Origin of the sequence: Tropicimonas sp. IMCC34011 (genome assembly GCF_003390865.1) — a bacterium.
Classification (GTDB): domain Bacteria; phylum Pseudomonadota; class Alphaproteobacteria; order Rhodobacterales; family Rhodobacteraceae; genus Tropicimonas_B.
The window spans coordinates 341,509-365,882 of record NZ_QMEJ01000005.1; the positions used below are offsets into that span (position 1 = coordinate 341,509).

General features: G+C 65.1%; 33 protein-coding genes. 29 read left to right on the plus strand and 4 right to left on the minus strand.

Annotated elements, in window-relative coordinates:
- Nucleotides 1-108: 108 nt before the first annotated feature.
- The 29 genes from rpmC (at nt 109) to DQG15_RS16075 (ending at nt 20,311) form a co-directional block, all read left to right on the plus strand.
- Nucleotides 109-321: a 50S ribosomal protein L29 gene (gene rpmC / locus DQG15_RS15935; protein ID WP_116086959.1), complete on the plus strand. Its 213-nt coding sequence runs from the start codon at nt 109-111 to the stop codon at nt 319-321.
- A gap of 4 nt (nt 322-325) precedes the next feature.
- Nucleotides 326-559, plus strand: a complete 234-nt coding sequence (gene rpsQ / locus DQG15_RS15940) for a 30S ribosomal protein S17 (RefSeq protein WP_116086961.1) — start codon at nt 326-328, stop codon at nt 557-559.
- A gap of 79 nt (nt 560-638) precedes the next feature.
- Nucleotides 639-1,007: a 50S ribosomal protein L14 gene (rplN, locus tag DQG15_RS15945; RefSeq protein ID WP_047996064.1), complete on the plus strand. Its 369-nt coding sequence runs from the start codon at nt 639-641 to the stop codon at nt 1,005-1,007.
- Nucleotides 1,007-1,318, plus strand: a complete 312-nt coding sequence (gene rplX / locus DQG15_RS15950) for a 50S ribosomal protein L24 (RefSeq protein ID WP_116086963.1) — start codon at nt 1,007-1,009, stop codon at nt 1,316-1,318. Before rplN ends, rplX begins: the two co-directional genes overlap by 1 nt.
- On the plus strand, nt 1,311-1,874 hold the full coding sequence (rplE, locus tag DQG15_RS15955) for a 50S ribosomal protein L5 (RefSeq protein WP_116086965.1): 564 nt from the start codon (nt 1,311-1,313) through the stop codon (nt 1,872-1,874). The genes rplX and rplE overlap by 8 nt, the downstream gene beginning before the upstream one ends.
- 11 nt (nt 1,875-1,885) lie before the next feature.
- Nucleotides 1,886-2,191, plus strand: a complete 306-nt coding sequence (gene rpsN, locus DQG15_RS15960) for a 30S ribosomal protein S14 (RefSeq protein ID WP_116086967.1) — start codon at nt 1,886-1,888, stop codon at nt 2,189-2,191.
- A gap of 12 nt (nt 2,192-2,203) precedes the next feature.
- Entirely contained in the window at nt 2,204-2,593 is a 390-nt protein-coding gene (gene rpsH / locus DQG15_RS15965) for a 30S ribosomal protein S8 (RefSeq protein WP_116086969.1), read from the plus strand.
- Between the two features lie 12 nt (nt 2,594-2,605).
- Nucleotides 2,606-3,139: a 50S ribosomal protein L6 gene (rplF, locus tag DQG15_RS15970; RefSeq protein ID WP_116086971.1), complete on the plus strand. Its 534-nt coding sequence runs from the start codon at nt 2,606-2,608 to the stop codon at nt 3,137-3,139.
- A 10-nt stretch (nt 3,140-3,149) separates the two neighbouring features.
- Entirely contained in the window at nt 3,150-3,509 is a 360-nt protein-coding gene (rplR, locus tag DQG15_RS15975) for a 50S ribosomal protein L18 (protein ID WP_116086973.1), read from the plus strand.
- Between the two features lie 11 nt (nt 3,510-3,520).
- Complete coding sequence (gene rpsE / locus DQG15_RS15980) at nt 3,521-4,099, plus strand: 30S ribosomal protein S5 (protein ID WP_116086975.1); 579 nt, start codon at nt 3,521-3,523, stop codon at nt 4,097-4,099.
- A 3-nt stretch (nt 4,100-4,102) separates the two neighbouring features.
- Nucleotides 4,103-4,291: a 50S ribosomal protein L30 gene (gene rpmD / locus DQG15_RS15985; protein WP_116086977.1), complete on the plus strand. Its 189-nt coding sequence runs from the start codon at nt 4,103-4,105 to the stop codon at nt 4,289-4,291.
- Nucleotides 4,292-4,432: 141 nt separating this feature from the next.
- On the plus strand, nt 4,433-4,906 hold the full coding sequence (gene rplO, locus DQG15_RS15990) for a 50S ribosomal protein L15 (protein ID WP_116086979.1): 474 nt from the start codon (nt 4,433-4,435) through the stop codon (nt 4,904-4,906).
- A gap of 106 nt (nt 4,907-5,012) precedes the next feature.
- Nucleotides 5,013-6,386, plus strand: coding sequence for a preprotein translocase subunit SecY (secY, locus tag DQG15_RS15995; protein WP_116086981.1), 1,374 nt, complete (start codon nt 5,013-5,015; stop codon nt 6,384-6,386).
- The gene (locus DQG15_RS16000) at nt 6,383-7,033 is read left to right on the plus strand and encodes an adenylate kinase (protein ID WP_116086984.1); all 651 of its coding nucleotides are present in this window, start codon (nt 6,383-6,385) and stop codon (nt 7,031-7,033) included. Before secY ends, DQG15_RS16000 begins: the two co-directional genes overlap by 4 nt.
- Before the next feature lie 177 nt (nt 7,034-7,210).
- The gene (gene rpsM, locus DQG15_RS16005; protein WP_116086986.1) at nt 7,211-7,579 is read left to right on the plus strand and encodes a 30S ribosomal protein S13; all 369 of its coding nucleotides are present in this window, start codon (nt 7,211-7,213) and stop codon (nt 7,577-7,579) included.
- A 15-nt stretch (nt 7,580-7,594) separates the two neighbouring features.
- A complete protein-coding gene (gene rpsK / locus DQG15_RS16010) occupies nt 7,595-7,987 on the plus strand; it encodes a 30S ribosomal protein S11 (protein WP_116086988.1) in 393 nt (130 codons plus the stop codon).
- A gap of 127 nt (nt 7,988-8,114) precedes the next feature.
- Complete coding sequence (locus tag DQG15_RS16015; protein WP_116087261.1) at nt 8,115-9,131, plus strand: DNA-directed RNA polymerase subunit alpha; 1,017 nt, start codon at nt 8,115-8,117, stop codon at nt 9,129-9,131.
- A gap of 122 nt (nt 9,132-9,253) precedes the next feature.
- Nucleotides 9,254-9,670: a 50S ribosomal protein L17 gene (gene rplQ / locus DQG15_RS16020; protein WP_116086990.1), complete on the plus strand. Its 417-nt coding sequence runs from the start codon at nt 9,254-9,256 to the stop codon at nt 9,668-9,670.
- A gap of 245 nt (nt 9,671-9,915) precedes the next feature.
- Nucleotides 9,916-10,527: an autoinducer binding domain-containing protein gene (locus tag DQG15_RS16025; RefSeq protein WP_116086992.1), complete on the plus strand. Its 612-nt coding sequence runs from the start codon at nt 9,916-9,918 to the stop codon at nt 10,525-10,527.
- Nucleotides 10,528-10,597: 70 nt separating this feature from the next.
- Nucleotides 10,598-11,185: an acyl-homoserine-lactone synthase gene (locus tag DQG15_RS16030; protein ID WP_116086995.1), complete on the plus strand. Its 588-nt coding sequence runs from the start codon at nt 10,598-10,600 to the stop codon at nt 11,183-11,185.
- Between the two features lie 115 nt (nt 11,186-11,300).
- Complete coding sequence (locus DQG15_RS16035) at nt 11,301-12,647, plus strand: replication-associated recombination protein A (protein WP_116086997.1); 1,347 nt, start codon at nt 11,301-11,303, stop codon at nt 12,645-12,647.
- Nucleotides 12,648-12,678: 31 nt separating this feature from the next.
- Entirely contained in the window at nt 12,679-13,065 is a 387-nt protein-coding gene (locus tag DQG15_RS16040) for a CrcB family protein (protein WP_116086999.1), read from the plus strand.
- Nucleotides 13,062-14,108, plus strand: a complete 1,047-nt coding sequence (locus DQG15_RS16045) for an RluA family pseudouridine synthase (protein ID WP_116087001.1) — start codon at nt 13,062-13,064, stop codon at nt 14,106-14,108. The genes DQG15_RS16040 and DQG15_RS16045 overlap by 4 nt, the downstream gene beginning before the upstream one ends.
- Nucleotides 14,105-14,791, plus strand: coding sequence for an HAD-IA family hydrolase (locus tag DQG15_RS16050; RefSeq protein ID WP_116087003.1), 687 nt, complete (start codon nt 14,105-14,107; stop codon nt 14,789-14,791). Before DQG15_RS16045 ends, DQG15_RS16050 begins: the two co-directional genes overlap by 4 nt.
- Nucleotides 14,788-15,504 (plus strand): ATP12 family chaperone protein, encoded by a 717-nt coding sequence (locus tag DQG15_RS16055; protein WP_116087263.1) that lies wholly within the window; start codon nt 14,788-14,790, stop codon nt 15,502-15,504. Before DQG15_RS16050 ends, DQG15_RS16055 begins: the two co-directional genes overlap by 4 nt.
- A 277-nt stretch (nt 15,505-15,781) precedes the next feature.
- Nucleotides 15,782-16,807 (plus strand): amino acid ABC transporter substrate-binding protein, encoded by a 1,026-nt coding sequence (locus tag DQG15_RS16060; RefSeq protein ID WP_116087005.1) that lies wholly within the window; start codon nt 15,782-15,784, stop codon nt 16,805-16,807.
- A 136-nt stretch (nt 16,808-16,943) separates the two neighbouring features.
- A complete protein-coding gene (locus tag DQG15_RS16065; RefSeq protein WP_116087007.1) occupies nt 16,944-18,170 on the plus strand; it encodes an amino acid ABC transporter permease in 1,227 nt (408 codons plus the stop codon).
- Nucleotide 18,171: 1 nt separating this feature from the next.
- Nucleotides 18,172-19,488 carry an amino acid ABC transporter permease gene (locus DQG15_RS16070; RefSeq protein WP_116087009.1) on the plus strand — a complete coding sequence of 439 codons (1,317 nt, stop codon included), beginning with the start codon at nt 18,172-18,174 and terminating at the stop codon, nt 19,486-19,488.
- Nucleotides 19,489-19,501: 13 nt separating this feature from the next.
- Nucleotides 19,502-20,311: an amino acid ABC transporter ATP-binding protein gene (locus DQG15_RS16075; protein WP_304466043.1), complete on the plus strand. Its 810-nt coding sequence runs from the start codon at nt 19,502-19,504 to the stop codon at nt 20,309-20,311.
- A 75-nt stretch (nt 20,312-20,386) separates the two neighbouring features.
- Here the strand turns inward: DQG15_RS16075 and DQG15_RS16080 are convergent, their stop codons facing one another.
- From DQG15_RS16080 to yidC, 4 genes are all read right to left on the minus strand, one after another.
- The gene (locus DQG15_RS16080) at nt 20,387-20,863 is read right to left on the minus strand and encodes a histidine phosphatase family protein (RefSeq protein ID WP_116087012.1); all 477 of its coding nucleotides are present in this window, start codon (nt 20,861-20,863) and stop codon (nt 20,387-20,389) included.
- Entirely contained in the window at nt 20,860-21,738 is an 879-nt protein-coding gene (argB, locus tag DQG15_RS16085) for an acetylglutamate kinase (protein ID WP_232830889.1), read from the minus strand. Before argB ends, DQG15_RS16080 begins: the two co-directional genes overlap by 4 nt.
- 88 nt (nt 21,739-21,826) lie before the next feature.
- Complete coding sequence (gene yihA, locus DQG15_RS16090; protein WP_232830890.1) at nt 21,827-22,489, minus strand: ribosome biogenesis GTP-binding protein YihA/YsxC; 663 nt, start codon at nt 22,487-22,489, stop codon at nt 21,827-21,829.
- Nucleotides 22,486-24,315: a membrane protein insertase YidC gene (gene yidC, locus DQG15_RS18675; protein ID WP_116087019.1), complete on the minus strand. Its 1,830-nt coding sequence runs from the start codon at nt 24,313-24,315 to the stop codon at nt 22,486-22,488. The genes yihA and yidC overlap by 4 nt, the downstream gene beginning before the upstream one ends.
- Between the last annotated feature and the right edge of the window lie 59 nt (nt 24,316-24,374).

A 24,374-nucleotide genomic window follows, 5' to 3' on the forward strand; every position in this document is an offset into this window, starting at 1 on the left:
CAATGTTTCCCCGCAGCGCGTAGACGGCCCCCTCATTCACGAACTCCACGGGAATCAGCGTTACCCGCCGACGGGGCGCTCTCGTGATGTTGAAAGGAAAGGTGACCCATGGCGAACACCGCCAAGGATCTCAGAGACAAGACGCCCGATGAGCTGCGCGATCAGCTCGTCAGCCTGAAAAAGGAAGCGTTCAACCTGCGCTTCCAGGTCGCGACCGGCGCGGCGGAGAACACTGCGCGCATGCGTACGGTTCGTCGCGACACTGCCCGTGTCCTGACCATTCTGAACGAAAAGGCGGCCGGCGCCGCGACGGAGGCCTGAGACCATGCCCAAGCGTATCCTCCAAGGCACCGTGACCAGCGACAAGAACGCGGACACCGTGACCGTCCTCGTCGAGCGCCGCATCACGCATCCGGTTCTCAAGAAGACGATCCGGAAGTCCAAGAAGTACCGCGCCCACGACGAGGGCAACAAGTTCAAGACCGGCGACGTAGTCCGTATCCAGGAATGCGCCCCGGTGTCGAAGAGCAAGCGCTGGGAGGTGGTCGAGGCCGTATAACGGCCCGGACCACGTTCCGGTTTGAGCGAAACCCTGGGGATAGGGCGATCAGAGCCCCCCAAAGGTCGGGAGAAACCTAATGATCCAGATGCAGACCAATCTGGATGTCGCTGACAATTCCGGCGCACGCCGGGTGCAGTGCATCAAGGTCCTCGGCGGGTCCAAGCGTAAATACGCCTCCGTGGGCGACATCATCGTGGTGTCGGTCAAGGAGGCTATTCCGCGTGGCCGCGTCAAGAAGGGCGATGTCCGCAAGGCCGTCGTCGTTCGGACCGCCAAGGAAGTCCGTCGTGACGACGGAACAGCCATCCGCTTCGACCGCAACGCGGCCGTCATCCTGAACAATGCGGGCGAGCCTGTCGGCACCCGTATCTTCGGGCCGGTGGTGCGCGAGCTGCGCGCGAAGAACTTCATGAAGATCATCTCGCTTGCGCCGGAGGTGCTCTGATGGCCGCCAAGCTCAAAAAAGGTGACAAGGTCGTCGTGCTCGCGGGCAAGGACAAGACGCAGACCGGTACGATCCAGTCTGTCGATCCCAAGTCCGGCAAGGCTGTCGTGGAAGGCATCAACGTCGCCGTCCGTCACACCCGCCAGAGCCAGCAGCAGCAGGGCGGCCGCCGGCCTGTCCCGATGCCGATCGAGCTGTCGAACCTCGCCCTCGTCGACAAGAACGGCAAGCCGACGCGCGTCGGTTTCCGCGTCGAGGACGGCAAGAAGGTCCGCTTCGCCAAGACCACGGGGGACGTGATCGATGCTTGATTCGACCACCTACACACCGCGCTTCCGTCAGCTCTACCGCGACGAGATCCGCGGCAAGCTGACCGAGGAGTTTTCCTACTCCAACGGCATGATGGTGCCGCGTCTCGACAAGATCGTGCTGAACATCGGCGCGGGCTCCGAGGCCGTCCGGGACAGCAAGAAGGCCAAATCCGCCCAGGATGACCTGACCAAGCTGACCGGCCAGCAGGCCGTCGTCACGCGCGCCAAGAAGTCGATCGCCGGCTTCCGCGTTCGTGAGGAAATGCCGCTCGGTGCCAAGGTCACGCTCCGCGGTGACCGCATGTACGAGTTCTTCGATCGCCTGATCACGATCGCGCTGCCCCGCGTGCGGGACTTCCGCGGCGTGAAGGGGACGAGCTTCGACGGCCGTGGCAACTACGCCATGGGCCTGAAAGAGCACATCGTCTTCCCCGAGATCGAGTACGACAAGGTCGACGAGGTCTGGGGCATGGACATCATCATCTGCACCACCGCGAAGACCGACGCGGAAGCCAAGGCGCTGTTGAAGCATTTCAACATGCCCTTTACCAGCTGAGGAATATCGACATGGCGAAAAAAGCAATGATCGAGCGCGAGAAGAAGCGCCAGCGGCTGGTGGAGAAGTACGCCGCCAAGCGGCAGGCGCTGAAGGATATCGCGAACGACGAGAACCGTCCCGTAGAGGAGCGCTTCAAGGCCCGGCTCAAGCTGGCCGAGCTTCCGCGGAACTCTTCCCCCACGCGGCTTCACAACCGCTGTGCACTCACCGGCCGTCCGCGTGCGTATTACCGCAAGCTGGGCCTGAGCCGTATCATGCTGCGCGAGCTGGCCTCCGAAGGCCAGATTCCCGGCATGGTCAAGTCGAGCTGGTAAGGAGGGTATGGTATGAACGATCCTCTGGGCGATATGCTGACCCGTATCCGCAATGCGCAGATGCGTGGTAAGTCCACCGTACGCACGCCGGCCTCCAAGGTCCGCGCGTGGGTGCTCGATGTGCTGGCGAGCGAGGGCTACATTCGTGGCTACGAGCGGATCGAGGACGGGGCGTTCCCCGAACTCGAGATCAGCCTGAAGTATTTCGAAGGCCAGCCGGTCATTCGCGAGCTGCAGCGCGTCTCCAAGCCCGGCCGCCGGGTGTACATGAGCGTCAAGGACATCCCGTCGGTCCGTCAGGGCCTGGGCGTGTCCATCGTCTCCACGTCGAAGGGTGTCATGTCGGATCATTCCGCGCGCTCCGAGAACGTGGGCGGCGAAGTGCTCTGCACGATCTTCTGATAGGAGGGCACGATGTCTCGAATTGGTAAAAGACCGGTCGCGCTGCCCTCCGGGGTTGAGGCGAAAGTCTCCGGCCAGACCGTCGAAGTGAAGGGTCCCAAGGGCACCCGCAGCTTCACCGCCACCGACGATGTGACGTTGTCCGTCGAAGACGGCGCCGTCAGCGTTACCCCGCGCGGCACGTCCAAGCGGGCGCGCCAGCAGTGGGGCATGTCCCGCACGATGGTGGCCAATCTCGTCCACGGCGTGAGCGAGGGCTTCAAGAAGGAGCTCGAGATCAACGGCGTCGGCTACCGGGCTCAGATGCAGGGCAACGTCCTGAAACTGAACCTCGGTTACAGCCACGAGGTGAACTTCGCGGTGCCCGAGGGCGTCACGATCACCGCGCCGAAGGTCACGCAGATCATCGTCGAGGGGTCCGATCAGCAGCTCGTCGGCCAGGTTGCGGCAAACATCCGCGAATGGCGTGCTCCCGAGCCCTACAAGGGCAAGGGTATCAAGTACAAAGACGAGTATATCTTCCGCAAGGAAGGCAAGAAGAAGTAAGGACGGCAAGATGGCTAACAGTAAAAGAGATCTGTTCCTCAAGCGCCGTCTGCGCGTTCGGAACAAACTCCGCAAGACGGCCGTCGGGCGCCCGCGCCTGTCGGTTCACCGCAGCAACAAGAACATCAGCGTCCAGCTGATCGACGATGTTCAGGGTCGCACCCTCGCCGCCGCCTCCTCGCTGGAGTCGGATCTCGGCGTGGTCGGCAAGAACAACGTCGAGGCAGCGGCCAAGGTCGGCGCCGCGATTGCCGAGCGCGCGAAAGCGGCCGGCGTCGAGGAGTGCTACTTCGACCGCGGCGGGTTCCTGTTCCACGGTGGCATCAAGGCTCTGGCCGATGCTGCGCGTGAGAACGGACTGAAGTTCTGAGGAGACGGGATATGGCAAGAGATGACAATCGCCGGGGCAATCGTCGCGATCGCGACGAGAACCCGGAATTCGCCGACCGCCTCGTGGCGATCAACCGCGTCAGCAAGACGGTGAAGGGCGGTAAGCGCTTCGGTTTCGCTGCGCTCGTCGTGGTTGGTGACCAGAAGGGCCGCGTCGGTTTCGGCAAGGGCAAGGCCAAGGAGGTCCCCGAGGCCATCCGCAAGGCGACCGAGCAGGCGAAGCGTGGGCTCATCCGCGTTCCGCTGCGCGAGGGCCGCACCCTGCACCATGACATCGAAGGGCGCCATGGCGCCGGCCGTGTCGTGATGCGGACCGCAGCGACCGGTACCGGCATCATCGCCGGCGGTCCGATGCGCGCGATCTTCGAGATGCTGGGGATTCATGATGTCGTGGCGAAGTCCATCGGCACGCAGAACCCCTACAACATGATCCGGGCCACGATGGAGGGTCTCTCCCGCGAGAGCAGCCCCCGTCATGTCGCGCAGCGTCGTGGCAAGAAGGTCTCGGACATCCTCCCCAAGCGTGACGAGGCCCCCGAGGCGTCCGCGCAAGTCTCCGAGGACGCGTAAGCCATGGCCAAGACCATCGTCGTCAAGCAGATCGGCTCGCCGATCCGCCGCCCCGCCAATCAGCGCCAGACGCTGATCGGCCTCGGGCTGAACAAGATGCACAAGACCCGCGAGCTCGAGGATACCCCCTCGATCCGCGGCATGGTTCGCAAGATCCCGCATCTGGTCGAGATCATCGAAGAGCGCGGCTAAGCCAAGCATTCGATTCCAGGCGCTTCCCGGGGACCGGGGGGCGTCGCTTCCGTTTCCGTGCACATGTGCGGATCCACCAACAATCAGGCCGCGTCCATCCCGTCTTCGCTCGTGGGGTGCGTCCGGCAAGGAGAGAGCGACATGAAACTCAACGAACTCGCGCCGGCAATCGGCTCCTCCCCGAAGAAGAAGCGCATCGCGCGCGGCCCCGGCTCCGGCAAGGGCAAGACCGCGGGTCGCGGTATCAAGGGTCAGAAGTCCCGTTCGGGCGTGGCGATCAATGCCTACGAGGGCGGCCAGATGCCGCTCTACCAGCGTCTTCCGAAGCGCGGCTTCAACAAGCCGAACCGCAAGGAATGGGCCGTCGTCAACCTCGGTCAGCTGCAGAAGTTCATCGATGCGGGCAAGCTCGAAGCTGGCGATATCGACGAGGACGCGCTGGTCGCATCCGGCCTCGTGCGCCGCAAGCTCGACGGCGTGCGCATCCTCGCCAAGGGTGAGCTGACCTCCAAGGTCGCGCTCAAGGTGGCCGGCGCCTCCAAGTCCGCGGTCGACGCGGTCGAGAAGGCGGGTGGCTCCATCGAGACGAAGACGCCCCAGGCTGCGACTGAATAAGCGGTTGTGAGGGGGCACCGACCCCCTTACATCTCGCCTTGGTATTCCGGCGCCGCCGGGCCGTTTTTACCGGCCCGGCGGCGTCTGCATGAAAGGACCGATGCACATGGCATCAGCAGCAGAGCAAATGGCCGCCAACATGAGCTGGGGGGCGTTCGGCAAGGCGACCGAACTGCGCCGCCGGATCCTGTTCACGCTCGGCCTCCTGATCGTCTACCGCCTCGGCACCTACATCCCGGTGCCCGGTATCGACGGCGGCGCCCTGCGCGTCTTCATGGAGGATGCGGCCAGCGGCATCGGGGGCATCCTTTCGATGTTCACCGGCGGGGCGCTCGGCCGGATGGGCATTTTCGCCCTCGGCATCATGCCCTACATCTCCGCCTCGATCATCGTGCAGCTCCTCACGGCGCTCGTGCCCTCGCTCGAGCAGCTCAAGAAGGAGGGCGAGCAGGGCCGGAAGAAGATCAACCAGTACACCCGGTACGGCACGGTTTTCCTTGCGACGTTCCAGGCCTACGGTCTTGCGGTCTCGCTGCAGGCCGGCGAGGCGAACGGCATTCCCTTCGTCGCTGATCCCGGCCTGTTCTTCATCGCCTCCTGCGTGGTCACGCTTGTCGGCGGCACGATGTTCCTGATGTGGCTCGGCGAGCAGATCACCGCACGCGGCGTCGGCAACGGCATCTCGCTGATCATCTTCGTCGGCATCATCGCCGAGATTCCTGGCGCGCTGGCGCAGTTCCTGGCCTCCGGCCGCTCTGGCACGATCAGCCCGGTGCTCATCATCGGCGTGATCCTCATGGTCATCGCCGTGATCGGCTTCGTGGTGTTCATGGAGCGGGCCCTGCGGAAGATCCACATCCAGTACCCGCGCCGGCAGGTCGGCATGAAGATGTATGACGGCGGCACCAGCCATCTTCCGGTCAAGGTGAACCCGGCCGGCGTCATCCCGGCGATCTTCGCGTCCTCGCTGCTTCTGCTGCCGACGACGATCTCCACCTTCTCCGGTGGCCAGTCCGGACCGGTCATGTCGACGATCCTGGCGTATTTCGGGCCGGGGCAGCCGCTCTACCTGCTGTTCTTCGCCGCGATGATCGTGTTCTTCACATATTTCTACACCCACAACGTCTCCTTCAAGACGGACGATGTGGCGGACAACCTCAAGAACCAGAACGGGTTCATCCCCGGCATCCGGCCCGGCAAGCGCACCGCGGATTACCTCGAATATGTCGTGAACCGCATCCTCGTGCTCGGCTCGGCCTACCTGGCGCTCGTCTGCCTTCTGCCCGAAATCATCCGCTCGCAGTTCGCGATCCCGTTCTATTTCGGCGGCACGTCCGTCCTGATCGTCGTGTCGGTGACCATGGACACGATCCAGCAGGTCCAGAGCCACCTCTTGGCCCACCAGTACGAAGGACTTATTGAGAAGTCCCAGCTCCGGGGCAAACGCCGGGGCGGGAGGAAAGGGACAGCACGCCGATGAACATCATTCTTCTTGGCCCCCCGGGCGCCGGCAAGGGAACGCAGGCCCGGACGCTCGTGGAGGAGCGGGCCATGGAACAGCTCTCCACCGGCGACATGTTGCGCGCCGCCAAGGATAGCGGGACCGAGATGGGCAACCGCGTGGCAGACGTCATGGCGCGCGGGGAACTGGTGACCGACGAGATCGTCATCGGCCTGATCGAGGAGCGTCTTGCCGGCGATAGGCCGGAGGGCGGCTTCATCTTCGACGGGTTCCCTCGCACTCTGGCCCAGGCGGACGCCCTCGGCGAACTGCTCAGGCGCCGGGGCGAGACGCTCGACGCGGTGATCTCCATGCAGGTCGAGGACGAAGCGCTGGTGCGCCGGGTCTCCGGGCGGTTTACCTGCGGCAATTGCGGCGAGGTCTACCACGACGAGACCCGTCCGACGTCGGAGGAGGGGGTCTGCGATCATTGCGGCTCCACCGATCTGCGGCGCCGCGCGGATGACAACGCCGAGAGCCTGAAGCAGCGCCTCCTGGAGTATTACAAGAAGACGAGCCCGCTCATCGGCTACTACTATGCCAGGGACGAGCTGTCCTCCGTGGACGGGCTTGGCGAGATCGCGGCGGTGTCCTCGGCCATCTCCTCGATTCTTGACAAAGCGTAAACGCTGCGCTTGACGTCTCTTGCCGCTGGCAGTATTGGGCGACTTCCGCGCGTGGGAACCCGATTCCCCCGCGCGTACTCTTATTTTCGGCCCGGTCGCCTCACGGCACCACCGGGTCGTCTGTTGTGAAAAAAGGTTCTGGCGTTACGGAACCGCAACCGGAAAAGGACATATCACTTGGCACGTATCGCTGGCGTCAACATCCCGACGGCGAAGCGCGTTCCCATTGCGCTGACCTACATCCATGGCATCGGCCAGGATTCCGCGAAACAGATCTGTGAGGCCGTCGGCATCGACTCGGCCCGCCGCGTGAACGAGCTGTCCGACAGCGAAGTTCTCCAGATCCGTGAGCATATCGATGCGAATTTCACCGTCGAGGGCGACCTGCGCCGTGAAGTGCAGATGAACGTCAAGCGGCTGATGGACCTCGGCTGCTACCGCGGCCTTCGTCACCGCCGGAACCTCCCGGTGCGCGGTCAGCGCACCCACACCAACGCTCGCACCCGCAAAGGCCCCGCAAAGGCCATTGCCGGCAAGAAGAAGTAAGGGAGGACCACGAACATGGCACGCGATCGCCGTCAGACCACGCGCAAGAAGGTCTCCAAGAACATCGCCGCTGGTGTGGCGCATGTGAACTCTTCGTTCAACAACACCAAGATCCTGATCTCCGACGTGCAGGGCAACGCCATTTCATGGTCGTCCGCCGGCACCATGGGCTTCAAGGGCTCGCGCAAGTCGACCCCCTTCGCCGCCCAGATGGCCGCCGAAGATGCCGGCAAGAAGGCTCAGGAACATGGCGTGAAGACGCTGGAAGTCGAAGTGCAGGGGCCGGGCTCTGGCCGTGAAAGCGCTCTTCGCGCCCTCGCCGCGGCCGGCTTCAACATCACCGCGATCCGGGACGTCACGCCCATCGCGCACAACGGCTGCCGCCCGCCCAAGCGTCGCCGCGTCTGATCCGTCGAGATTATCGGGGTCGCCCCGGCTGCCATGCAGGCGGCTTGGGCGCCCCCTTTCGTCATTTTGAACCTCGGGCGTTCGCGGCCACGGACATGGGCCCCGAACAGGTATGGAGGCGACATACATGATCCATAAGAACTGGCAGGAACTCATCAAGCCGATGCAGCTTGAAGTGAAGCCTGGCAACGTGCCCCAGCGGTCCGCGACGGTCGTCGCAGAACCCCTGGAGCGCGGTTTCGGCCTCACCCTCGGCAACGCGCTGCGCCGTGTGCTGATGTCCTCGCTGCAGGGCGCCGCTATCACTTCGGTGCAGATCGACAACGTCCTGCACGAGTTCTCTTCGGTTGCCGGCGTCCGCGAGGACGTCACGGACATCGTCCTGAACCTCAAGGGTGTCTCGATCCGCATGGACGTGGACGGCCCGAAGCGCGTCTCGATCTCCTACAAGGGGCCCGGCATCGTCACCGCCGGCGACATCTCCGAGAGCGCCGGCATCGAGGTGCTGAACAAGGACCACGTGATCTGCCACGTGGACGAGGGCGCCAGCGTCTACATGGAGCTGACCGTCAACACCGGTAAGGGCTACGTCGCGGCGGACAAGAACCGCCCCGAAGACGCTCCGATCGGGCTGATCCCGATCGACGCGATCTACTCGCCGGTCAAGCGGGTCAGCTATGACGTGCAGCCCACCCGTGAAGGTCAGGTGCTGGACTACGACAAGCTGACGCTCAAGCTCGAGACCGACGGCTCCGTCAGCCCCGACGATGCCGTGGCCTACGCGGCGCGCATCCTGCAGGACCAGCTTTCCATCTTCGTCAACTTCGACGAGCCGGAATCGGCCCGTTCTGATGAGGGCGACGATGGCCTCGAGTTCAACCCGCTTCTGCTGAAGAAGGTGGACGAGCTCGAACTGTCCGTGCGGTCTGCCAACTGCCTGAAGAACGACAACATCGTCTACATCGGCGATCTGATCCAGAAGACCGAGGCAGAGATGTTGCGGACGCCGAACTTCGGCCGCAAGTCGCTGAACGAGATCAAGGAAGTGCTCTCGGGCATGGGCCTTCATCTCGGAATGGACGTCGAGGAATGGCCGCCGGAGAACATCGAGGACCTGGCGAAGAAGTTCGAAGATCAGTTCTGATCCGACGACAAGGGCAGGGGCGCCGTATGGTGCCCCGCCCCACGATCCGGGCATCTGCCCCAAGGAGAGCGGCCTGACACGCATCGGCCGCCGGACAAAGCAAAACACGTAAGGAGACCATCATGCGTCACGCCCGCGGATACCGCCGCCTGAACCGCACCCACGAGCATCGCAAGGCGATGTTCGCCAACATGTCCGGCTCGCTGATCGAGCACGAGCAGATCAAGACGACGCTGCCCAAGGCGAAGGAGCTTCGCCGCATCGTCGAGAAGCTCGTCACCCTCGGCAAGCGCGGCGATCTGCATGCGCGCCGTCAGGCCGCCTCGCAGCTCAAGCAGGACATCCACGTCGCCAAGCTTTTCGACGTCCTCGGCCCGCGCTACGCCGAGCGCCAGGGCGGCTACGTCCGCATCATGAAAGCCGGCTTCCGCTATGGCGACATGGCGCCGATGGCCATCATCGAGTTCGTGGACCGCGATCCCGATGCCAAGGGCGCGGCCGACCGTGCGCGCCTCGTCGAAGAAGACGCGGACGCTTAATCGTTTTTCCTGCGCAATTCGCGCGGGACAGAGAATGATCTGCATTCAAGAGGCGGCCCCATTCCGGGCTGCCTCTTTTTTTTCGGGCATTGCGCAAGGTTGACGTAGGGTCCGCGTGACGGGAGGGTGACCGGATCGGGTTTTGCGGCAACAAGGGGGCGTAAATGGCCCACATGTCGCCATTAATCTTCCTTAATTGAATCGCGGCGCGTTGACCGAAACCCTGGCAACCTATCTAAAAAGGTATGCCCGGACATATCGGAATAGAGCGTGAACTTGAGAAACTCGGGAAAATGGCTCCCGAGGGATATCATGCGGGTCTTCATATACGTTTTGTCGCGCCGCTGATCACCGCTTCGACCTATCGCCAGGAATGGGTCGATCATTACACGGCGCGTGGATATGCGCTTCGCGATCCGATGATCGCGTGGGGCTTCTCGACGGAAGGGAGTGCGCGTTGGAGCGCGCTCGGAATCCCTGATCCGTTCGGCATTCTGGACGAGGCCGCGAGCTTCGGTTTGCGGTACGGATGCGTTGTCTCCCGGGGGCCGCTCTCCTCCCGAACCATCGTCGGATGTGCCCGAAGCGACCGTGAGTACCATGACGACGAAATCGCCGCGATCGAGGGCGTCGTCACCCGTCTGCACGCGATCACCGAGCCGCCGGAAAAGCTGACACAGGCGCAGAAAGAAGCCCTGCGATTGATCGCGGCAGGGCATCGTCATGCTGCCGCGGCCGCAAAACTCGACATTTCGGAAAGCGCACTGAAGGCCAGACTGACGTCCGCGCGAGAGCGCCTCATGGCCCGGACGACTGCGGAGGCAATCCAGAGAGCACAGGAGAACCGCCTCATCTGAAGCCGGTCTCCGGTCTGCCTACGGAGGACGGAACGGGGTTTTTAACCAGCAGCAACGAGGAAAGTCTGCTATGCAAGCCACCACGCTCTCTTTCGAGAACATGCACAATCACGGCGAGCTTTTCGCCAATCTTCTCAGGGCGCGACGGGACTCTTTCATCGTCCGCAACAACTGGGATCTGCCCCAGGCCATGGGCATGGAGTACGACCAGTACGACACGCCGGCGTCCCGGTGGATCGCGGTGCACGAGGAGGGGCAGGTGCTCGCCGGTATCCGCCTCACGCCCACAACTGCCCGCTGCGGGATCTATACATACATGATCCGGGACGCTCAGAGGGGCCTTCTGGACTCGATTCCCGCTGATCTGCTCGACTTCGAGGCGCCGGTGAATGCCGATGTCTGGGAAAGCAGCCGCGTCTTCGTGTCCAACAGCGTGCCGCACAAGATCCGCGGCCTCGTCCATGCCCAGCTCATCTCCGAGATGTGCAAGGCCGCGCGAGACCTCGGAGCCGAAGAGGTGCTCTGCCTCATTCCCGCAAGCTGGCCCCGGTTCTCCAAGCGCTTCGGTCTCGATGCGGTGGCTGCCGGGCGCGTGATGCATATCGACGGCGCGGACACCCAGTGCGTGAAGATCACACTGACCTCCATGGTCCACTGACGCTCCGCTCCGTTCTTCAGGCGGTACGCCTCGCTCGCTAGGCAGGGCAGCGCCTTAGGCGCGATCGGGGCTGAGGGGCCTTCCGTCGCTGCGCTTTGGCGCATAGATCAGGGCCATGAGCGATCTATTCAGCCATGGCCCCGGCGGGACTGAGACCGGCCAAGAGACGGCGCAGACGGGCAGGAGCGCACCGCGCCCGCTGGCCGACCGGCTGCGGCCGGCGCATCTGTCGGAGGTGATCGGGCAGGATCATCTTCTCGGCCCGGACGGGCCGCTCGGCACCATGCTGGCCGGCGGACAACTCGGTTCTCTCATCCTCTGGGGGCCGCCCGGCGTCGGCAAGACGACCATCGCCCGGCTCCTGGCCGACGAGACGGACCTTTCGTTCGTGCAGATCAGCGCGATCTTCTCGGGCGTGCCGGAGCTTCGGAAGGTGTTCGACGCGGCCAAGGCCCGGCGCACGAACGGGCGCGGAACGCTGCTCTTCGTCGACGAGATCCACCGCTTCAACAAGGCGCAGCAGGACAGTTTCCTGCCTCACATGGAGGACGGCACGATCGTCCTCGTCGGCGCCACCACGGAAAACCCCAGCTTCGAGCTGAACGCCGCCGTCATGTCCCGCGCGCAGGTCCTCGTCCTGGAGCGACTGGACGACGCCGCGCTTGAGCGGCTCGCGCTCCGGGCGGAGGAGGAGATCGGCCACCCGCTTCCCCTTACGGACGAGGCCCGGGCGCAGCTCCTGGCGATGTCGGACGGGGACGGGCGGGCGCTTCTGAACATGATCGAGCAGGTGGCGGGCTGGCGCGTGGACGCGCCGCTCGATGCCACGAAGCTCTCCGCCCGGCTCACGCGACGCGCGGCGCAGTACGACAAGTCAGGCGAGTACCACTACAACCTGATTTCCGCCCTGCACAAATCCGTTCGCGGCTCGGACCCGGACGCGGCCCTCTACTGGCTTGCCCGGATGCTGAAGGGGGGCGAGGACCCGCGTTACCTCGCCCGCCGGATCACGCGGATGGCCGTCGAGGATATTGGCCTCGCGGATCCGCAGGCGCAGGCCTTCTGTCTCGGCGCGTGGGAAACCTACGAGCGGCTCGGCTCACCCGAGGGGGAGCTCGCGCTTGGCCAGGCCATCGTCTATCTCGCGCTCGCGCCCAAATCGAATGCCGGTTACGCCGCGTTCAAGGCCGCGATGCGTCTGGCGGGGGAGAGCGGGTCCGAGCCGCCGCCCAAGATCATCCGCAACGCGCCGACGAAGATGATGCGCGATCAGGGGTACGGTCAGGGCTATGCCTACGACCACGACGCCGAGGACGCCTTCAGCGGTCAGAACTACTTTCCCGACGGGATGGAAAGACCTGGGTTCTACGACCCGGTGGATCGCGGCTTCGAGCGCGATCTGGCCAAGCGGATGGACTATTTCGGCAAGCTCCGGGCCAAGCGGCAGGGGGAGAGCGGTTGACACCGCCGGGCCGGGGCGAAATGCACGCGCCATGATCTGGACCTTTGGACAAGTGGCCCTCGGCGGCGCGATCGGCGCGTCCCTGCGCTTCGGCGTGGGCGTGGCCGTGGCGCGCGTCCTGCCGCTCGGTACGTCCGGCTTTCCCGTCGCGGTGCTCCTGTGCAACGTCGTCGGATCGGCGCTCATGGGGGCGTTCGTCACGCTGTCGGCGGCCAGGGGGCTGACCCACCTCGCGCCGCTTCTGATGACGGGCCTCCTCGGCGGGTTCACGACGTTCAGCTCCTTCAGCCTCGAAGCGGTGACGCTCTGGGAGCGGGGCGCGACCGGACAGGCGGCGCTTTACGTGGGCATTTCACTGGGTCTGTCTCTCCTGGGGCTCGTCCTCGGGGCGGCATTGATGCGAGGAGCTCTGGCATGAGCGGCGTGCAGACGATCACCGTGGGCGCGGGCGAGGGGGATCAGCGGCTCGATCGCTGGCTCAAGCGCCGCTTTCCACATCTCGCGCAATCGCGCATCGAGAAAATGTGCCGCAAGGGCGAGCTGCGCGTCGATGGGGGCCGTGTGAAGAGCGGGGCGCGCATCGAGGAGGGCCAGTCCGTCCGCGTGCCGCCCCTGCCGGAGCCCGGCGAGGTGAAGAGCGCGCCGAAGCCGAAGGTCACGGACGAGGATGCGGAGATGATCCGCCGCGCTGTCCTGTTCCGGGACGACACGATGATCGTCCTGAACAAGCCTGCCGGCCTGCCGAGTCAGGGCGGGAGCGGGCAGGGCGGACGTCATGTCGACGGCCTTGCCGAAGCCCTGTGTTTCGACCTCGACGAGAAGCCGCGCCTCGTTCACCGACTGGACAAGGATACGTCCGGCATTCTCGTTCTCGCCCGCACCCGGCTTGCGGCGAAGGGGCTCGGGGAGGCGTTCCGCCACCGCACCACACGCAAGATCTACTGGGCCGCCGTCGCCGGCGTTCCCGTGCCCCGAATGGGCACGATCCGGTTCGGCCTGATGAAGGCGGCCGGCCACGGCGCGGGTGGCGAGGGGGAGCGGATGATCTGCGTTCATCCCGCCGAGATCGACAGCACACCCGACGCCAAGCGCGCCACCACGGACTACGCGGTCCTGTCGGCCCTCGGCGGCCGCGTCAGCTGGGCCGCGCTCGTCCCCGTCACCGGCCGCACGCATCAGCTTCGCGCGCATATGGCCGAGCTTGGCCATCCGATCATGGGCGACGGGAAATACGGGGGATCGGGGCAGGAAAACCTCGGCGATGGCTGGGGCGCCAGCATGGGGGGCGATCTGTCCCGCAAGCTGCATCTGCATGCCCGCTCCCTGTCGCTGACCCATCCCGAGACCGGCGCGCGGATGAATTTCGTGGCCCCCCTGCCGGAGCACATGGCCCGGACCTGGGATACCCTCGAATGGCGCGCGGGCGACGTGCCGGACGATCCGTTCCGGGAGGAGGAATGAGCGCCCCCCTTCAGCTTGTCGTCTTCGACATGGACGGAACCCTGGTCGATTCCCAGGCGCATATCCTGATGGCGATGACGGAGGCGTTCCAGTCCGCAGGGCGTCCCGTGCCGGAAGTGGCCGCGATCCTCGGCATCGTCGGCCTCTCGCTGCCGCAGGCGGTCGAGGTGCTCGTGCCGGGCATCGCGGAGATCGACCGGGATGCGATGGTCGAGGCCTACAAGCGGAGTTTCCGCGCGCAGTTCGCGGGCGAGGGGAGCCACGCGCTCGCTCCGTTCTATCCCGGCACGCGGGAGATCGTGGACCGGCTCGCCGGGGAGGACGAGGTCCTTCTGGGGCTTGCCACCGGCAAATCCCGCAGGGGCGTCGACAGGATTGTCGAGGCGCACCGCATGCAGGGGCTGTTCCAGACCGTCCAGACCGCGGACGATCATCCGTCCAAGCCCGCGCCGGGGATGCTGCTCGCCGCCCTTGCGGAGACGGGCTGCGAGGCCGCGCATGCGGTGATGATCGGCGATACGACCTACGACATTGAGATGGGCCGCGCCGCGGGCTTCCGCACAATCGCTGTGAGCTGGGGGTATCACGCCCCCGAGCGTCTCGCCTCCGCCGAGCCTGACATGATCGTGGACAATGCGGCCGGCCTGATGCGCGGATTGAACGAGATATGGGGGCGCCGATGAGCGAATGGCGGGCGAAGCGATTCTGGACGGCATCTTCCGTCGAGGCCGAAAAGGCGGGCTTCCGGGTCGAGCTGGACGGGCGGCCGATCCGGACGCCAGCGAAACAGCTTCTCGTGCTGCCATCGGAGGCGCTCGCCCGCGCCGTCGCGGCGGAGTGGGACGTGCAGGGCGACGTGATCGATCCGGGCACCATGCCCGCCACCCGCGCCGCCAATGCCGCGCTCGACAAGGTCGCTCCGAACCGTGACGGCCTCCTCGAGGGGCTGGCGAGCTACGGTGCGACGGACCTTCTGTGCTACCGCGCCGAGACGGACGATCCCTTGCGCGCGCTGCAGGACGACGCCTGGGATCCGCTACTGACCTGGGCCGAAGCAAGCTTCGGCGCCGCGCTGGTCCCGACCAGCGGTGTCGTGCCCGTGGATCAGGACGCAGCGTCACTTTCCCGGCTTTCCGCGATTCTGGAGCAGCAGGACGACTTTTCCCTGACCGCGCTGTCCGAACTCGTCTCCCTGTCCGGCTCTCTCGTGATCGGCCTCGCCGTGATCGAGGGCCTGTTGCCGGACGAGGAACTCTGGCGCCGCAGCCGCGTCGACGAGGATTGGCAGGAAAGCCAGTGGGGACGGGACGAGGAAGCCGCCGAGACCGCCGCCCTCAAGCGCGCTGAATTTCTCCGGGCCGCCGAATTCTACCGCCTCTCGCGCCCCGGCGCCTGACCTTGCCCCGGGTGCGCTTGCACGTGGCGCGGCGGCATTGAGCCCGGAGCCTGGGCAATTGCTCAATTCCCGGGCGATTGCTGCATTGACCCACCGGAACGCCGACCCCTGCCGTTCATGCGAGTACAGCACCCTTGACCTTTTTTTGGGATTCCGCCCAAAGTTGGTGCGCCGGGAGGGGGCAGCCGCTTTCGCCCGCTGAGGTTGGGTCCATCCGACGGGCCCCTATAAATTCGGTCTCCGCCAAGTGGGGCCTGTCCATCAGGAAGAGGTAAACATGAAGACATCCGTATTTCTCGGCGTTCTTGCGGCCAGCGGCCTGACTGCCGGTATCGCATCGGCGCAGTCCGAGACGCTGCAGGAGGTCCAGGACCGCGGCACGCTGAACTGCGGTGTGTCCACCGGGCTTACCGGCTTCTCGTCCCCCAATTCCAACGGTGAATGGGAAGGCTTCGACGTCGCCGTCTGCCGCGCCGTGGCAGGCGCCGTTCTCGGCGATCCGCAGGCGGTCGAGTTCGTGCCCACGACCGGTCAGACCCGCTTCACCGCGCTCTCCTCCGGCGAGATCGACATCCTGGCCCGCAACACCACCTGGACCTTCAGCCGCGACAACGACCTGAAGTTCGAGTTCACCGGCGTGAACTATTACGATGGCCAGGGCTTCATCATTCCCAAGGATCTGGGTGTGTCCTCCGCCAAGGAACTCGACGGCGCCACGGTCTGCATCCAGACCGGCACCACCACCGAGCTCAACCTTGCGGATTACTTCCGCTCCAACAACATGGAGTACGAGCCGGTCCCGATCGAGACCAACGCCGAGGCCCAGCAGCAGTACCTTGCCGGCGCCTGCGACGTGTACACCACGGATGCCTCCGGCCTCGCGGCCACCCGCGCGACCTTCGAAGATCCCAGTGCCCACGTGATCCTGCCGGAGATCATCTCCAAGGAGCCGCTCGGCCCGCTCGTCCGCCACGGCGACAACGAATGGGGCGACATCGTCCGCTGGACGCTGAATGCGCTGATCGCTGCCGAAGAGTACGGCGTGACCTCCGCCAACGTGCAGGACATGGCCTCCGCCACGGGTGACAACCCCGAAGTGAACCGTCTGCTCGGCACCGAGGGCGACCTCGGCGCGATGATCGGCCTCGACGCCGACTGGGCTGTCCAGGCGATCCTCGCCGGCGGCAATTACGGCGAGATCTTCGAGCGCAACATCGGCGAGACCACCCCGGTCGGCCTCGCGCGGGGGCTGAACGCCCAGTGGACCGATGGCGGCCTGCTCTACGCTCCGCCGTTCCGGTAATATCCCGACAGGGGAAGGGCGCGGCCATCGCCGCGCCCTTCTTTGTATCAAGACCCCCAGGACAAGCTGACACCGGCCGCGACGGCTGATGCCATTCGCGTGCCGACAAGGCCGACCGAATGAAGAGGGCTCCCGTATGTCCGCGATTCCCGACCAGCCGGCGAGGGACAAGTTCCAGCTCAGCCAGCTCATCTACGACACGCGCTATCGATCGCTCACGATCCAGATCTTCGCGTTCATTCTTCTTGCCATCGCCCTGTTCTGGCTTGGTCGGAACACCGTCATCAACCTTGCTGCCCTCGGCAAGGACTTCGACTTCGGCTTTCTCGGCCAGCGCGCCGGGTACGACATCAACCAGTCCCTGATCCCCTACAGTTCCGCGTCGAGCCACGGCCGCGCGGCGCTTGTCGGCATCCTGAACACGATGCTCGTCGCGGCGCTCGGCTGTACGCTGGCGCTCGTCGTCGGGACCATCGCCGGCGTCCTGAGGCTCTCGAACAACTGGCTCGTCGCAAAAATCATGACGGTCTACGTCGAGACGTTCCGGAACGTGCCGGTGCTTCTGTGGATCATCGCCTTCTTCGCGATTCTCAACGAGAGCACGCCCTCGCCGCGGGATTTCGGAGAGAACGGGGATGCCTCGCTCCTCTTCGGCTCCATCGCGATCACCAATCGCGGCGTCTACATCCCGCGTCCCACGCCCCTCGATGGGGCCAGCTGGGCGGTCTGGGTCCTCGTTGCCATCGTCGTGGTGAGCATCGCCGCAATCATCGTCTATCGCGGGTACGCCAGGCGTCAGCAGCAGTCGACGGGGCGCATCCTGCCGGTCTTTCGCGTTTCCCTCGCGCTGTTCTTCGTTCCGGCCGTCATCGCCTTCTTCCTCCTCGGGATGCCGCTTTCCCTCGACTATCCCGAACTCGGCGGCTTCAACTTCCAGGGCGGGATCATGATGCGAAACTCGCTCATCGCCCTCTGGCTCGCGCTCTCGCTCTATACCGGCGCCTTCATCGCGGAGATCGTGCGCGGCGGCATCCTCTCCGTCTCCAAGGGGCAGACGGAGGCGGCCTTCGCCCTCGGCCTGCGCCCCAGCCGCACGATGAACCTCGTCATCCTGCCGCAGGCGCTGCGGGTCATCATTCCGCCGCTGATCTCGCAGTTCCTAAACCTGACGAAGAACAGCTCGCTCGCCATCGCCGTCGGCTACATGGACGTGCGCTCCACGCTCGGGGGGATCACGATCAACCAGACGGGGCGGGAGCTCGAGGGGATGCTCCTTCTCGGGCTGTTCTATCTCGTCCTGTCGCTGATCATCTCGGCAGGCATGAACTTCTACAATTCGTCCATCAAGCTGAAGGAGCGGTGAGATGAGCGAGATGAACGCACAAACCGTTCCCTATGTCCGCGAGAGCATGGTTCCGCAGGCGGAGCCGCCCGTAACCGAACGTGGCGCCGTGAAGTGGATGCGGGAGAACCTCTTCTCATCCTGGTTCAACGCGATCCTGACGATCATCGGCCTCGCTTTCGTTGCATGGGTGCTGATGCACATCGTCCCGTGGCTCTGGAACTCCATCTGGTTCGCAGGGTCGCTGACCGCCTGCCGCGAGATCAGGGACGCAACCTGGGGCGCGGGCGCCCCGTCGGCCTGCTTCGCCGTCATTACCGACCGTTGGCAGCAGCTTCTGCTGGGGTTCTATCCGTCGGAGCTCTACTGGCGGCCGATCACGGCGCTCGTGCTCTTCGGCGTCGCCGTCGCGCCCGTCCTCTTCACCCGCGTGTCGCGGCAATTGCTCTGGTTCTCGGCGGTCTATCCCGTCGCGATGGTCTGGCTGCTCTGGGGCGGGACGATCTGGCCCTACCTGCTCGTCATCGCGGGCTTCGCGCTCGGCGTTCCGGCCTACCGGATCGGGGCGAAGGCCGTCTCTCCGCTTCTCGGCGTGGTCGCGGCCATTGCCGTTCCGATCCTGTTCTGGGTGTTCGTCCTGCCGCCCCTGTCCGGCGCCTTGTCCAGCGCGCTTCCCATCGGGCTGGAAGCCGTACCGAGCCGTGCGATGGGGGGCTTCATGCTGTCCTTCATCATCGGCGTCTCGGGCATCGCCCTGTCCCTGCCGCTCGGCATCCTGCTGGCGCTTGGCCGGCAATCGCATTTGATCTTCATCCATGCCGTCTCGGTTGCCTTCATCGAGCTGATGCGGGGCGTGCCCCTCATCGTGTGGCTCTTCACGGCGTCGCTTCTGCTGAACTACTTCCTGCCACCGGGAACGACGTTCGACCTGACGCTCCGGGTCGTGATCATGGTGACCTTCTTCGCCTCGGCCTACATGGCCGAAGTGATCCGGGGGGGCCTCGCCGCGCTTCCGAGGGGGCAGTACGAGGCCGCGGATTCGCTCGGGCTCGATTACTGGAAGGCGATGCGCCTGATCATTCTGCCGCAGGCCCTGAAGATCTCCATCCCCGGCATCGTCAACACATTCATCGGGCTCTTCAAGGATACGACGCTCGTCGTCTTCATCGGGCTTCTCGATCCGATCGGGCTTTCCAACGCCATCCGCGCCACCACGGACTGGAACGGCATCTACTGGGAGCTCTTCATCTTCATCGGCGCGCTGTTCTTCATCTGCTGCTTTGCCATGTCCCGCTACTCGATGTATCTGGAGCAAAAGCTCCGGACAGATCACCGCTAAGGAGGCCCCGGCCATGACCGCCACAGACACCGCCGCACACGCTCCGGCTCCCGCCGGATCCCGGCTCTCCGCGATGGAGGTTTCCGACGAGGTCGCCATCGAGATCTCGGACATGAACAAGTGGTACGGCCAGTTCCACGTCCTGCGCGATATCGACCTGACCGTGCATCGCGGCGAACGGATCGTGATCTGCGGGCCCTCCGGGTCCGGCAAGTCCACCCTGATCCGCTGCATCAATGCCCTCGAGGAGCACCAGAAGGGCCGCATCGTCGTCGACGGGACGGAGCTGTCCTCGGATCTGAAGAACATCGACAAGATCCGGTCCGAGGTCGGGATGTGCTTCCAGCACTTCAACCTGTTTCCGCATCTGACGATCCTCGAGAATTGCACGCTGGCCCCGATCTGGGTGCGCAAGGTGCCCAAGAAGGAAGCCGAAGCGACGGCGATGCACTTCCTCGAGAAGGTGAAGATCCCCGACCAGGCCAACAAGTACCCCGGTCAGCTGTCGGGTGGTCAGCAGCAGCGCGTCGCCATCGCGCGGTCGCTCTGCATGCGCCCGCGGATCATGCTGTTCGACGAGCCGACCTCCGCCCTCGATCCCGAGATGATCAAGGAGGTGCTCGACACCATGATCTCGCTCGCGGAAGAGGGCATGACCATGCTCTGCGTCACCCACGAGATGGGCTTCGCCCGGCAGGTCGCGAACCGGGTCATCTTCATGGACCAAGGTCAGATCGTGGAGCAGAACGAGCCCGAGGAGTTCTTCAACAACCCGCGCTCGGATCGCACGAAGCTGTTCCTCAGCCAGATCCTCGGTCACTGAGACCGGCATTCGTCGGAAGATGAGGGAAAGGGGGCCTCGGCCCCCTTTTCGCGTTTCAGGGTCTTGCCTGCGGGATCAGACGAGGTCCTGCGGCGTCACGAACTCGACGAGTTCGCCCGTGCCCGGCTCCACGTCCTCGTGGAAACGGATCACCGACGCGGCCGAAGTGGGGTAGGTCTCCCAGCGGGGATGATCCGGCGCGGAGCTGACAAGGGCATGCGCCAGATCGCCGATGGCCGGGTTATGCCCGACGAGGAGGATGGTCTCGCCCTCTGCGTCCCGCAGGATCTGCAAGAGGTCGTCCGTCCGTGCCTCGTAGATCTCCTTGCGGACCTCAAGATCGCCTTCGAAGGCCATCTCCGACAGCGTTTCGCGCGTGCGGGACGCCGGGGAGCAGAAGATCAGGTCTGGCACCCAGCCCGTCTCCCGGAGCCAGCCGCCCAGCGCGTCGGCCGCAGCCCGGCCGCGCATCGTGAGGGATCGGGTCGCGTCGTCCTGGCCGGCAGCGCCGGGTTCGGCCTTCGAATGGCGGATCAGGATGACTGTCTTCATGGCCGGCCCGGATGGACCGGGGCGAGGTGGTCTTCGCGGATGAGCGAGCCTGCGCCGTGGTCGGTGAACAGCTCCAGAAGGCAGGCATTGGGCGCACGGCCATCGAGGATCACCACGGCGCGCACGCCGCCGCGGATCGCGGCCAAGGCGGTCTCCGTCTTCGGAATCATTCCCCCGGCGATCACGCCATCTTCGGTCATCCGCTCGACCTCGCCCGGCGTCAGCCGCGTCACGACGTTTCCGTCCCGATCCTTGACGCCCGCCACATCGGTCAGCAGGAGCAGCCGGTCCGCTTTCAGGGCGGCTGCGACGGCGCCGGCGGCGGTATCTCCGTTGATGTTGTAGGTCTCACCGTTCGGCCCCGCCCCGATGGGCGCGACGACGGGGATGATCCCGGCATTGTGCAGGGTGTGGAGCACGTCGGGCGAGACCTGCGTCGGATTGCCGACCAGCCCCAGCGCCTCGTCCGCCGGTTCGCAGACGATCAGCTTGGCGTCCTTGCCGGAGAGGCCGACCGCACGGCCGCCTTCGTCGTTGATTGCCTGTGCGATACGCTTGTTGACGCGGCCCGAGAGGACCATCTCGACCACCTCGACGGTGGCCTCGTCCGTCACGCGCTTGCCGCCGACGAACTCCGATTCAATTTCAAGCCGCTTCAGCAGGTCATTGATCATCGGGCCGCCACCATGGACGATCACCGGACGCACGCCGACCTGGCTCATCAGGACCACGTCGCGGGCGAACATCCGCATCGCGTCATCGTCCCCCATCGCGTGGCCGCCGAACTTGATGACGACGGTGGCGCCCGAATAGCGCTGCAAGTAGGGCAGAGCCTCTGACAACGTGCGGGCGGTGGCGATCGAGTCGCGGGTCATGTCGCGTCGTTTCATCCCTGGCTTCCGAATAGGCACTGCGCCCCGTGTTACTGCCCCGTGAGCGCGGTGGAAAGGGCGCGGTCCCGGTTCACTCCTCGGAAAGACCGTGGGCGATGGCCCGGAGCGTCTCCATGCCTTGGCCCGTCTCGGAGGAGGTCACGACGATTTCGGGGTAGGCCGCCGGGTGCTTCTGGAGCGCGGCGCGGACCTGTTCGAGGATCCGCTCGCGGTCCGCGGCCTTCACCTTGTCCGCCTTTGTCAGGACCGTCTGGAACGGCACCGCCGACTTGTCGAGGAGGGACAGGATCTCGGCGTCCACGGCCTTGATGCCATGGCGATGGTCGATCAGCACGAAGGCGCGCTTCAGGGTCTGGCGACCCTGCAGGTACTGCTTGAGAAGCGCCTGCCATTGCTTGACGACGGCGACGGGCGCCTTCGCGAAGCCGTAGCCCGGAAGGTCGACCAGAAAGAGGCGCTCCCCACCAACCATGAAATAGTTGATTTCCTGCGTCCGGCCCGGCGTGTTCGATGTGCGCGCAAGCGCCTTCGTGCCTGTCAGCGCATTGATCAGGGACGATTTGCCGACGTTGGACCGCCCGGCGAAGCAGATTTCCGGCCGGTCCGCGGGGGGCAGGCCGGACATCGCGACGACGCCCTTGAGGAACTCCGACTGCCCGGCGAAGAGCCGCCGCCCCGCCTCGGCCGCCGCCGGCTCGGGCTCGGCGACGAGGGGGAAGGGAAGCGTGCTCACTTGGCCTCGGACTTCTTGCGCTTGAAGCCCGAGCGGATGTTGCCGAAGACGTCCGGCCTGGATCCGTGGCTGCGCATGATGAGGTATTGCTGGGTGAAGGTGATCGTGTTGTTGGCGATCCAGTAGACCACGAGGCCGCTGGCGAAGCCGCCCAGCATGAACATGAAGACCCACGGCATCCATGCGAAGATCATCGCCTGGGTGGCATCGGCCGGGGCCGGGTTCAGCTTCTGCTGCAGCCACATGGAGATGCCGAGCAGGATCGGCAGGATGCCGATAAAGATCATGGCAAGGATGGACGAGGGCTCTGGCGCGGCCCATGGGAAGAGGCCGAACAGGTTGTACAGCGACGTCGGATCGGGCGCGGAGAGGTCCCGGAACGGCCCGAAGAACGGAGCGTGCCGAAGCTCGATCGTCACGAAGATGACCTTGTAGAGCGAGAAGAAGATCGGGATCTGCAGCAGGAGCGGCAGGCAGCCCGCGGCGGGGTTCACCTTCTTCTCCCGGTAGAGCGTCATCATCTCCTGCTGGAGCTTCGCCCGGTCGTCACCGGCCCGCTCCTTGAGCTTCTCCATCTCCGGCTGGAGTTCCTTCATCCGCGCCATGGAGACGTAGGACTTGTACGCCAGCGGGAAGAGCAGCGCCTTGATGCAGAGCGTCAGCAGGATGATCGCGACGCCCATGTTCCCGATGATGCCGTTCAGCCAGTGCAGCACGGCGAAGATCGGTTTGGTCAGGAAGAAGAACCAGCCCCAGTCGATGCTGTCGATGAACTTGGTGACGCCGCCCTCTTTCTCGTATTCGCGGATCGTCTCCCATTCCTTGGCACCGGCGAAGAGACGGCTCTCCTGCGTGACGGTGGCGCCGGCCGGAATGTCCCGCGTGGGATAGACGGTCTGCGTCTGATAGATGTCCGGCCCTTCCTGGTAGAGCGACACGAGATTGACCGTGTCCGCCTGGGAGGGAATGAGGGAGGTCATCCAGTACTTGTCGGTAAAGCCGATCCAGCCGCCGGTGACGTCCTCCTCGGTGACGGCGCGGGCGCCGATGCGGGCGTCCACGTCGAGATCGGCAAGGCTGTCGTAGTCCTCTTCGATGAGCTCGCCGTTCGCCATGGCGACGACGCCTTCGTGGAGGATGAAGAAGTTGGCGAGATCCGGAAGACCGTGACGCGCGACGAACCCGTAGGGCGCGGCACGGACGTCGGTCTCCGTGGGGTTCTCGACGCTCTGGGTCACGGTGAACATGTAGTCCGCGTCGACCGCGATCTGCCGCCGGAAGATGAGGCCCGAGGGGCTGTCCCATCTCAGGGTGACCGGGCTTTCCGGGGTCAGCGTATCACCGTCCTCGAGGTCCCAGACCGTGTCCGTGCCGGGAACGGCAGCGGCGTCGAGGCCGGCGCCGGGAGCCCAGCCGTGCAGGGCGTAATACGCGCCCGGCTCACCGGCGGGGGACAGCAGGCGGACGTTGCCGCTGTCCGGATCGAGGGTGTCGTCGTAGGTGCTGAGCAGCAGATCGTCGATCCGGCCGCCGGCGAGGGAAAGCGACCCGGAGAGCTTCGGCGTTTCGATCGGCACGCGGGGCGCGTCGGGAATGTCCGTCGCGGGGTCCGTGGTCGTACCCGCGGACATCTCGGCAGGCTGGCCGTCGAGGGCGGGCGGCGACAAGGCGCCGGTCTCCCCTTCGGTGACCTGAACGCCGGGCGTCGCCGCGGGATCCGAGGGTTGCGGCGCTTGCTGTTCTGGTGGGAACAGCAGGAACCAGCCCAGGATCACGAGGAAGCTGAGCGCTGTGGCTAGGATGAGATTCTTGTTCTGATCGTCCATCGACGTCCTGATCCGGCGGTTGCGGAGGCGGGGGGGAGGAGCTTCGCGCCGGTTCAATC

What these genes read in the sequence shown, in the direction of transcription:
- rpmC (WP_116086959.1), top strand. Translation starts at nt 109, where the DNA reads ATGGCGAACACCGCCAAGGATCTCAGAGACAAGACGCCCGATGAGCTG.
- rpsQ (WP_116086961.1), top strand. Translation starts at nt 326, where the DNA reads ATGCCCAAGCGTATCCTCCAAGGCACCGTGACCAGCGACAAGAACGCG.
- rplN (WP_047996064.1), top strand. Translation starts at nt 639, where the DNA reads ATGATCCAGATGCAGACCAATCTGGATGTCGCTGACAATTCCGGCGCA.
- rplX (WP_116086963.1), top strand. Translation starts at nt 1,007, where the DNA reads ATGGCCGCCAAGCTCAAAAAAGGTGACAAGGTCGTCGTGCTCGCGGGC.
- rplE (WP_116086965.1), top strand. Translation starts at nt 1,311, where the DNA reads ATGCTTGATTCGACCACCTACACACCGCGCTTCCGTCAGCTCTACCGC.
- rpsN (WP_116086967.1), top strand. Translation starts at nt 1,886, where the DNA reads ATGGCGAAAAAAGCAATGATCGAGCGCGAGAAGAAGCGCCAGCGGCTG.
- rpsH (WP_116086969.1), top strand. Translation starts at nt 2,204, where the DNA reads ATGAACGATCCTCTGGGCGATATGCTGACCCGTATCCGCAATGCGCAG.
- rplF (WP_116086971.1), top strand. Translation starts at nt 2,606, where the DNA reads ATGTCTCGAATTGGTAAAAGACCGGTCGCGCTGCCCTCCGGGGTTGAG.
- rplR (WP_116086973.1), top strand. Translation starts at nt 3,150, where the DNA reads ATGGCTAACAGTAAAAGAGATCTGTTCCTCAAGCGCCGTCTGCGCGTT.
- rpsE (WP_116086975.1), top strand. Translation starts at nt 3,521, where the DNA reads ATGGCAAGAGATGACAATCGCCGGGGCAATCGTCGCGATCGCGACGAG.
- rpmD (WP_116086977.1), top strand. Translation starts at nt 4,103, where the DNA reads ATGGCCAAGACCATCGTCGTCAAGCAGATCGGCTCGCCGATCCGCCGC.
- rplO (WP_116086979.1), top strand. Translation starts at nt 4,433, where the DNA reads ATGAAACTCAACGAACTCGCGCCGGCAATCGGCTCCTCCCCGAAGAAG.
- secY (WP_116086981.1), top strand. Translation starts at nt 5,013, where the DNA reads ATGGCATCAGCAGCAGAGCAAATGGCCGCCAACATGAGCTGGGGGGCG.
- DQG15_RS16000 (WP_116086984.1), top strand. Translation starts at nt 6,383, where the DNA reads ATGAACATCATTCTTCTTGGCCCCCCGGGCGCCGGCAAGGGAACGCAG.
- rpsK (WP_116086988.1), top strand. Translation starts at nt 7,595, where the DNA reads ATGGCACGCGATCGCCGTCAGACCACGCGCAAGAAGGTCTCCAAGAAC.
- DQG15_RS16015 (WP_116087261.1), top strand. Translation starts at nt 8,115, where the DNA reads ATGATCCATAAGAACTGGCAGGAACTCATCAAGCCGATGCAGCTTGAA.
- rplQ (WP_116086990.1), top strand. Translation starts at nt 9,254, where the DNA reads ATGCGTCACGCCCGCGGATACCGCCGCCTGAACCGCACCCACGAGCAT.
- DQG15_RS16025 (WP_116086992.1), top strand. Translation starts at nt 9,916, where the DNA reads ATGCCCGGACATATCGGAATAGAGCGTGAACTTGAGAAACTCGGGAAA.
- DQG15_RS16030 (WP_116086995.1), top strand. Translation starts at nt 10,598, where the DNA reads ATGCAAGCCACCACGCTCTCTTTCGAGAACATGCACAATCACGGCGAG.
- DQG15_RS16035 (WP_116086997.1), top strand. Translation starts at nt 11,301, where the DNA reads ATGAGCGATCTATTCAGCCATGGCCCCGGCGGGACTGAGACCGGCCAA.
- DQG15_RS16040 (WP_116086999.1), top strand. Translation starts at nt 12,679, where the DNA reads ATGATCTGGACCTTTGGACAAGTGGCCCTCGGCGGCGCGATCGGCGCG.
- DQG15_RS16045 (WP_116087001.1), top strand. Translation starts at nt 13,062, where the DNA reads ATGAGCGGCGTGCAGACGATCACCGTGGGCGCGGGCGAGGGGGATCAG.
- DQG15_RS16050 (WP_116087003.1), top strand. Translation starts at nt 14,105, where the DNA reads ATGAGCGCCCCCCTTCAGCTTGTCGTCTTCGACATGGACGGAACCCTG.
- DQG15_RS16055 (WP_116087263.1), top strand. Translation starts at nt 14,788, where the DNA reads ATGAGCGAATGGCGGGCGAAGCGATTCTGGACGGCATCTTCCGTCGAG.
- DQG15_RS16060 (WP_116087005.1), top strand. Translation starts at nt 15,782, where the DNA reads ATGAAGACATCCGTATTTCTCGGCGTTCTTGCGGCCAGCGGCCTGACT.
- DQG15_RS16065 (WP_116087007.1), top strand. Translation starts at nt 16,944, where the DNA reads ATGTCCGCGATTCCCGACCAGCCGGCGAGGGACAAGTTCCAGCTCAGC.
- DQG15_RS16070 (WP_116087009.1), top strand. Translation starts at nt 18,172, where the DNA reads ATGAGCGAGATGAACGCACAAACCGTTCCCTATGTCCGCGAGAGCATG.
- DQG15_RS16075 (WP_304466043.1), top strand. Translation starts at nt 19,502, where the DNA reads ATGACCGCCACAGACACCGCCGCACACGCTCCGGCTCCCGCCGGATCC.
- DQG15_RS16080 (WP_116087012.1), bottom strand. Translation starts at nt 20,863, where the DNA reads ATGAAGACAGTCATCCTGATCCGCCATTCGAAGGCCGAACCCGGCGCT.
- argB (WP_232830889.1), bottom strand. Translation starts at nt 21,738, where the DNA reads ATGACCCGCGACTCGATCGCCACCGCCCGCACGTTGTCAGAGGCTCTG.
- yidC (WP_116087019.1), bottom strand. Translation starts at nt 24,315, where the DNA reads ATGGACGATCAGAACAAGAATCTCATCCTAGCCACAGCGCTCAGCTTC.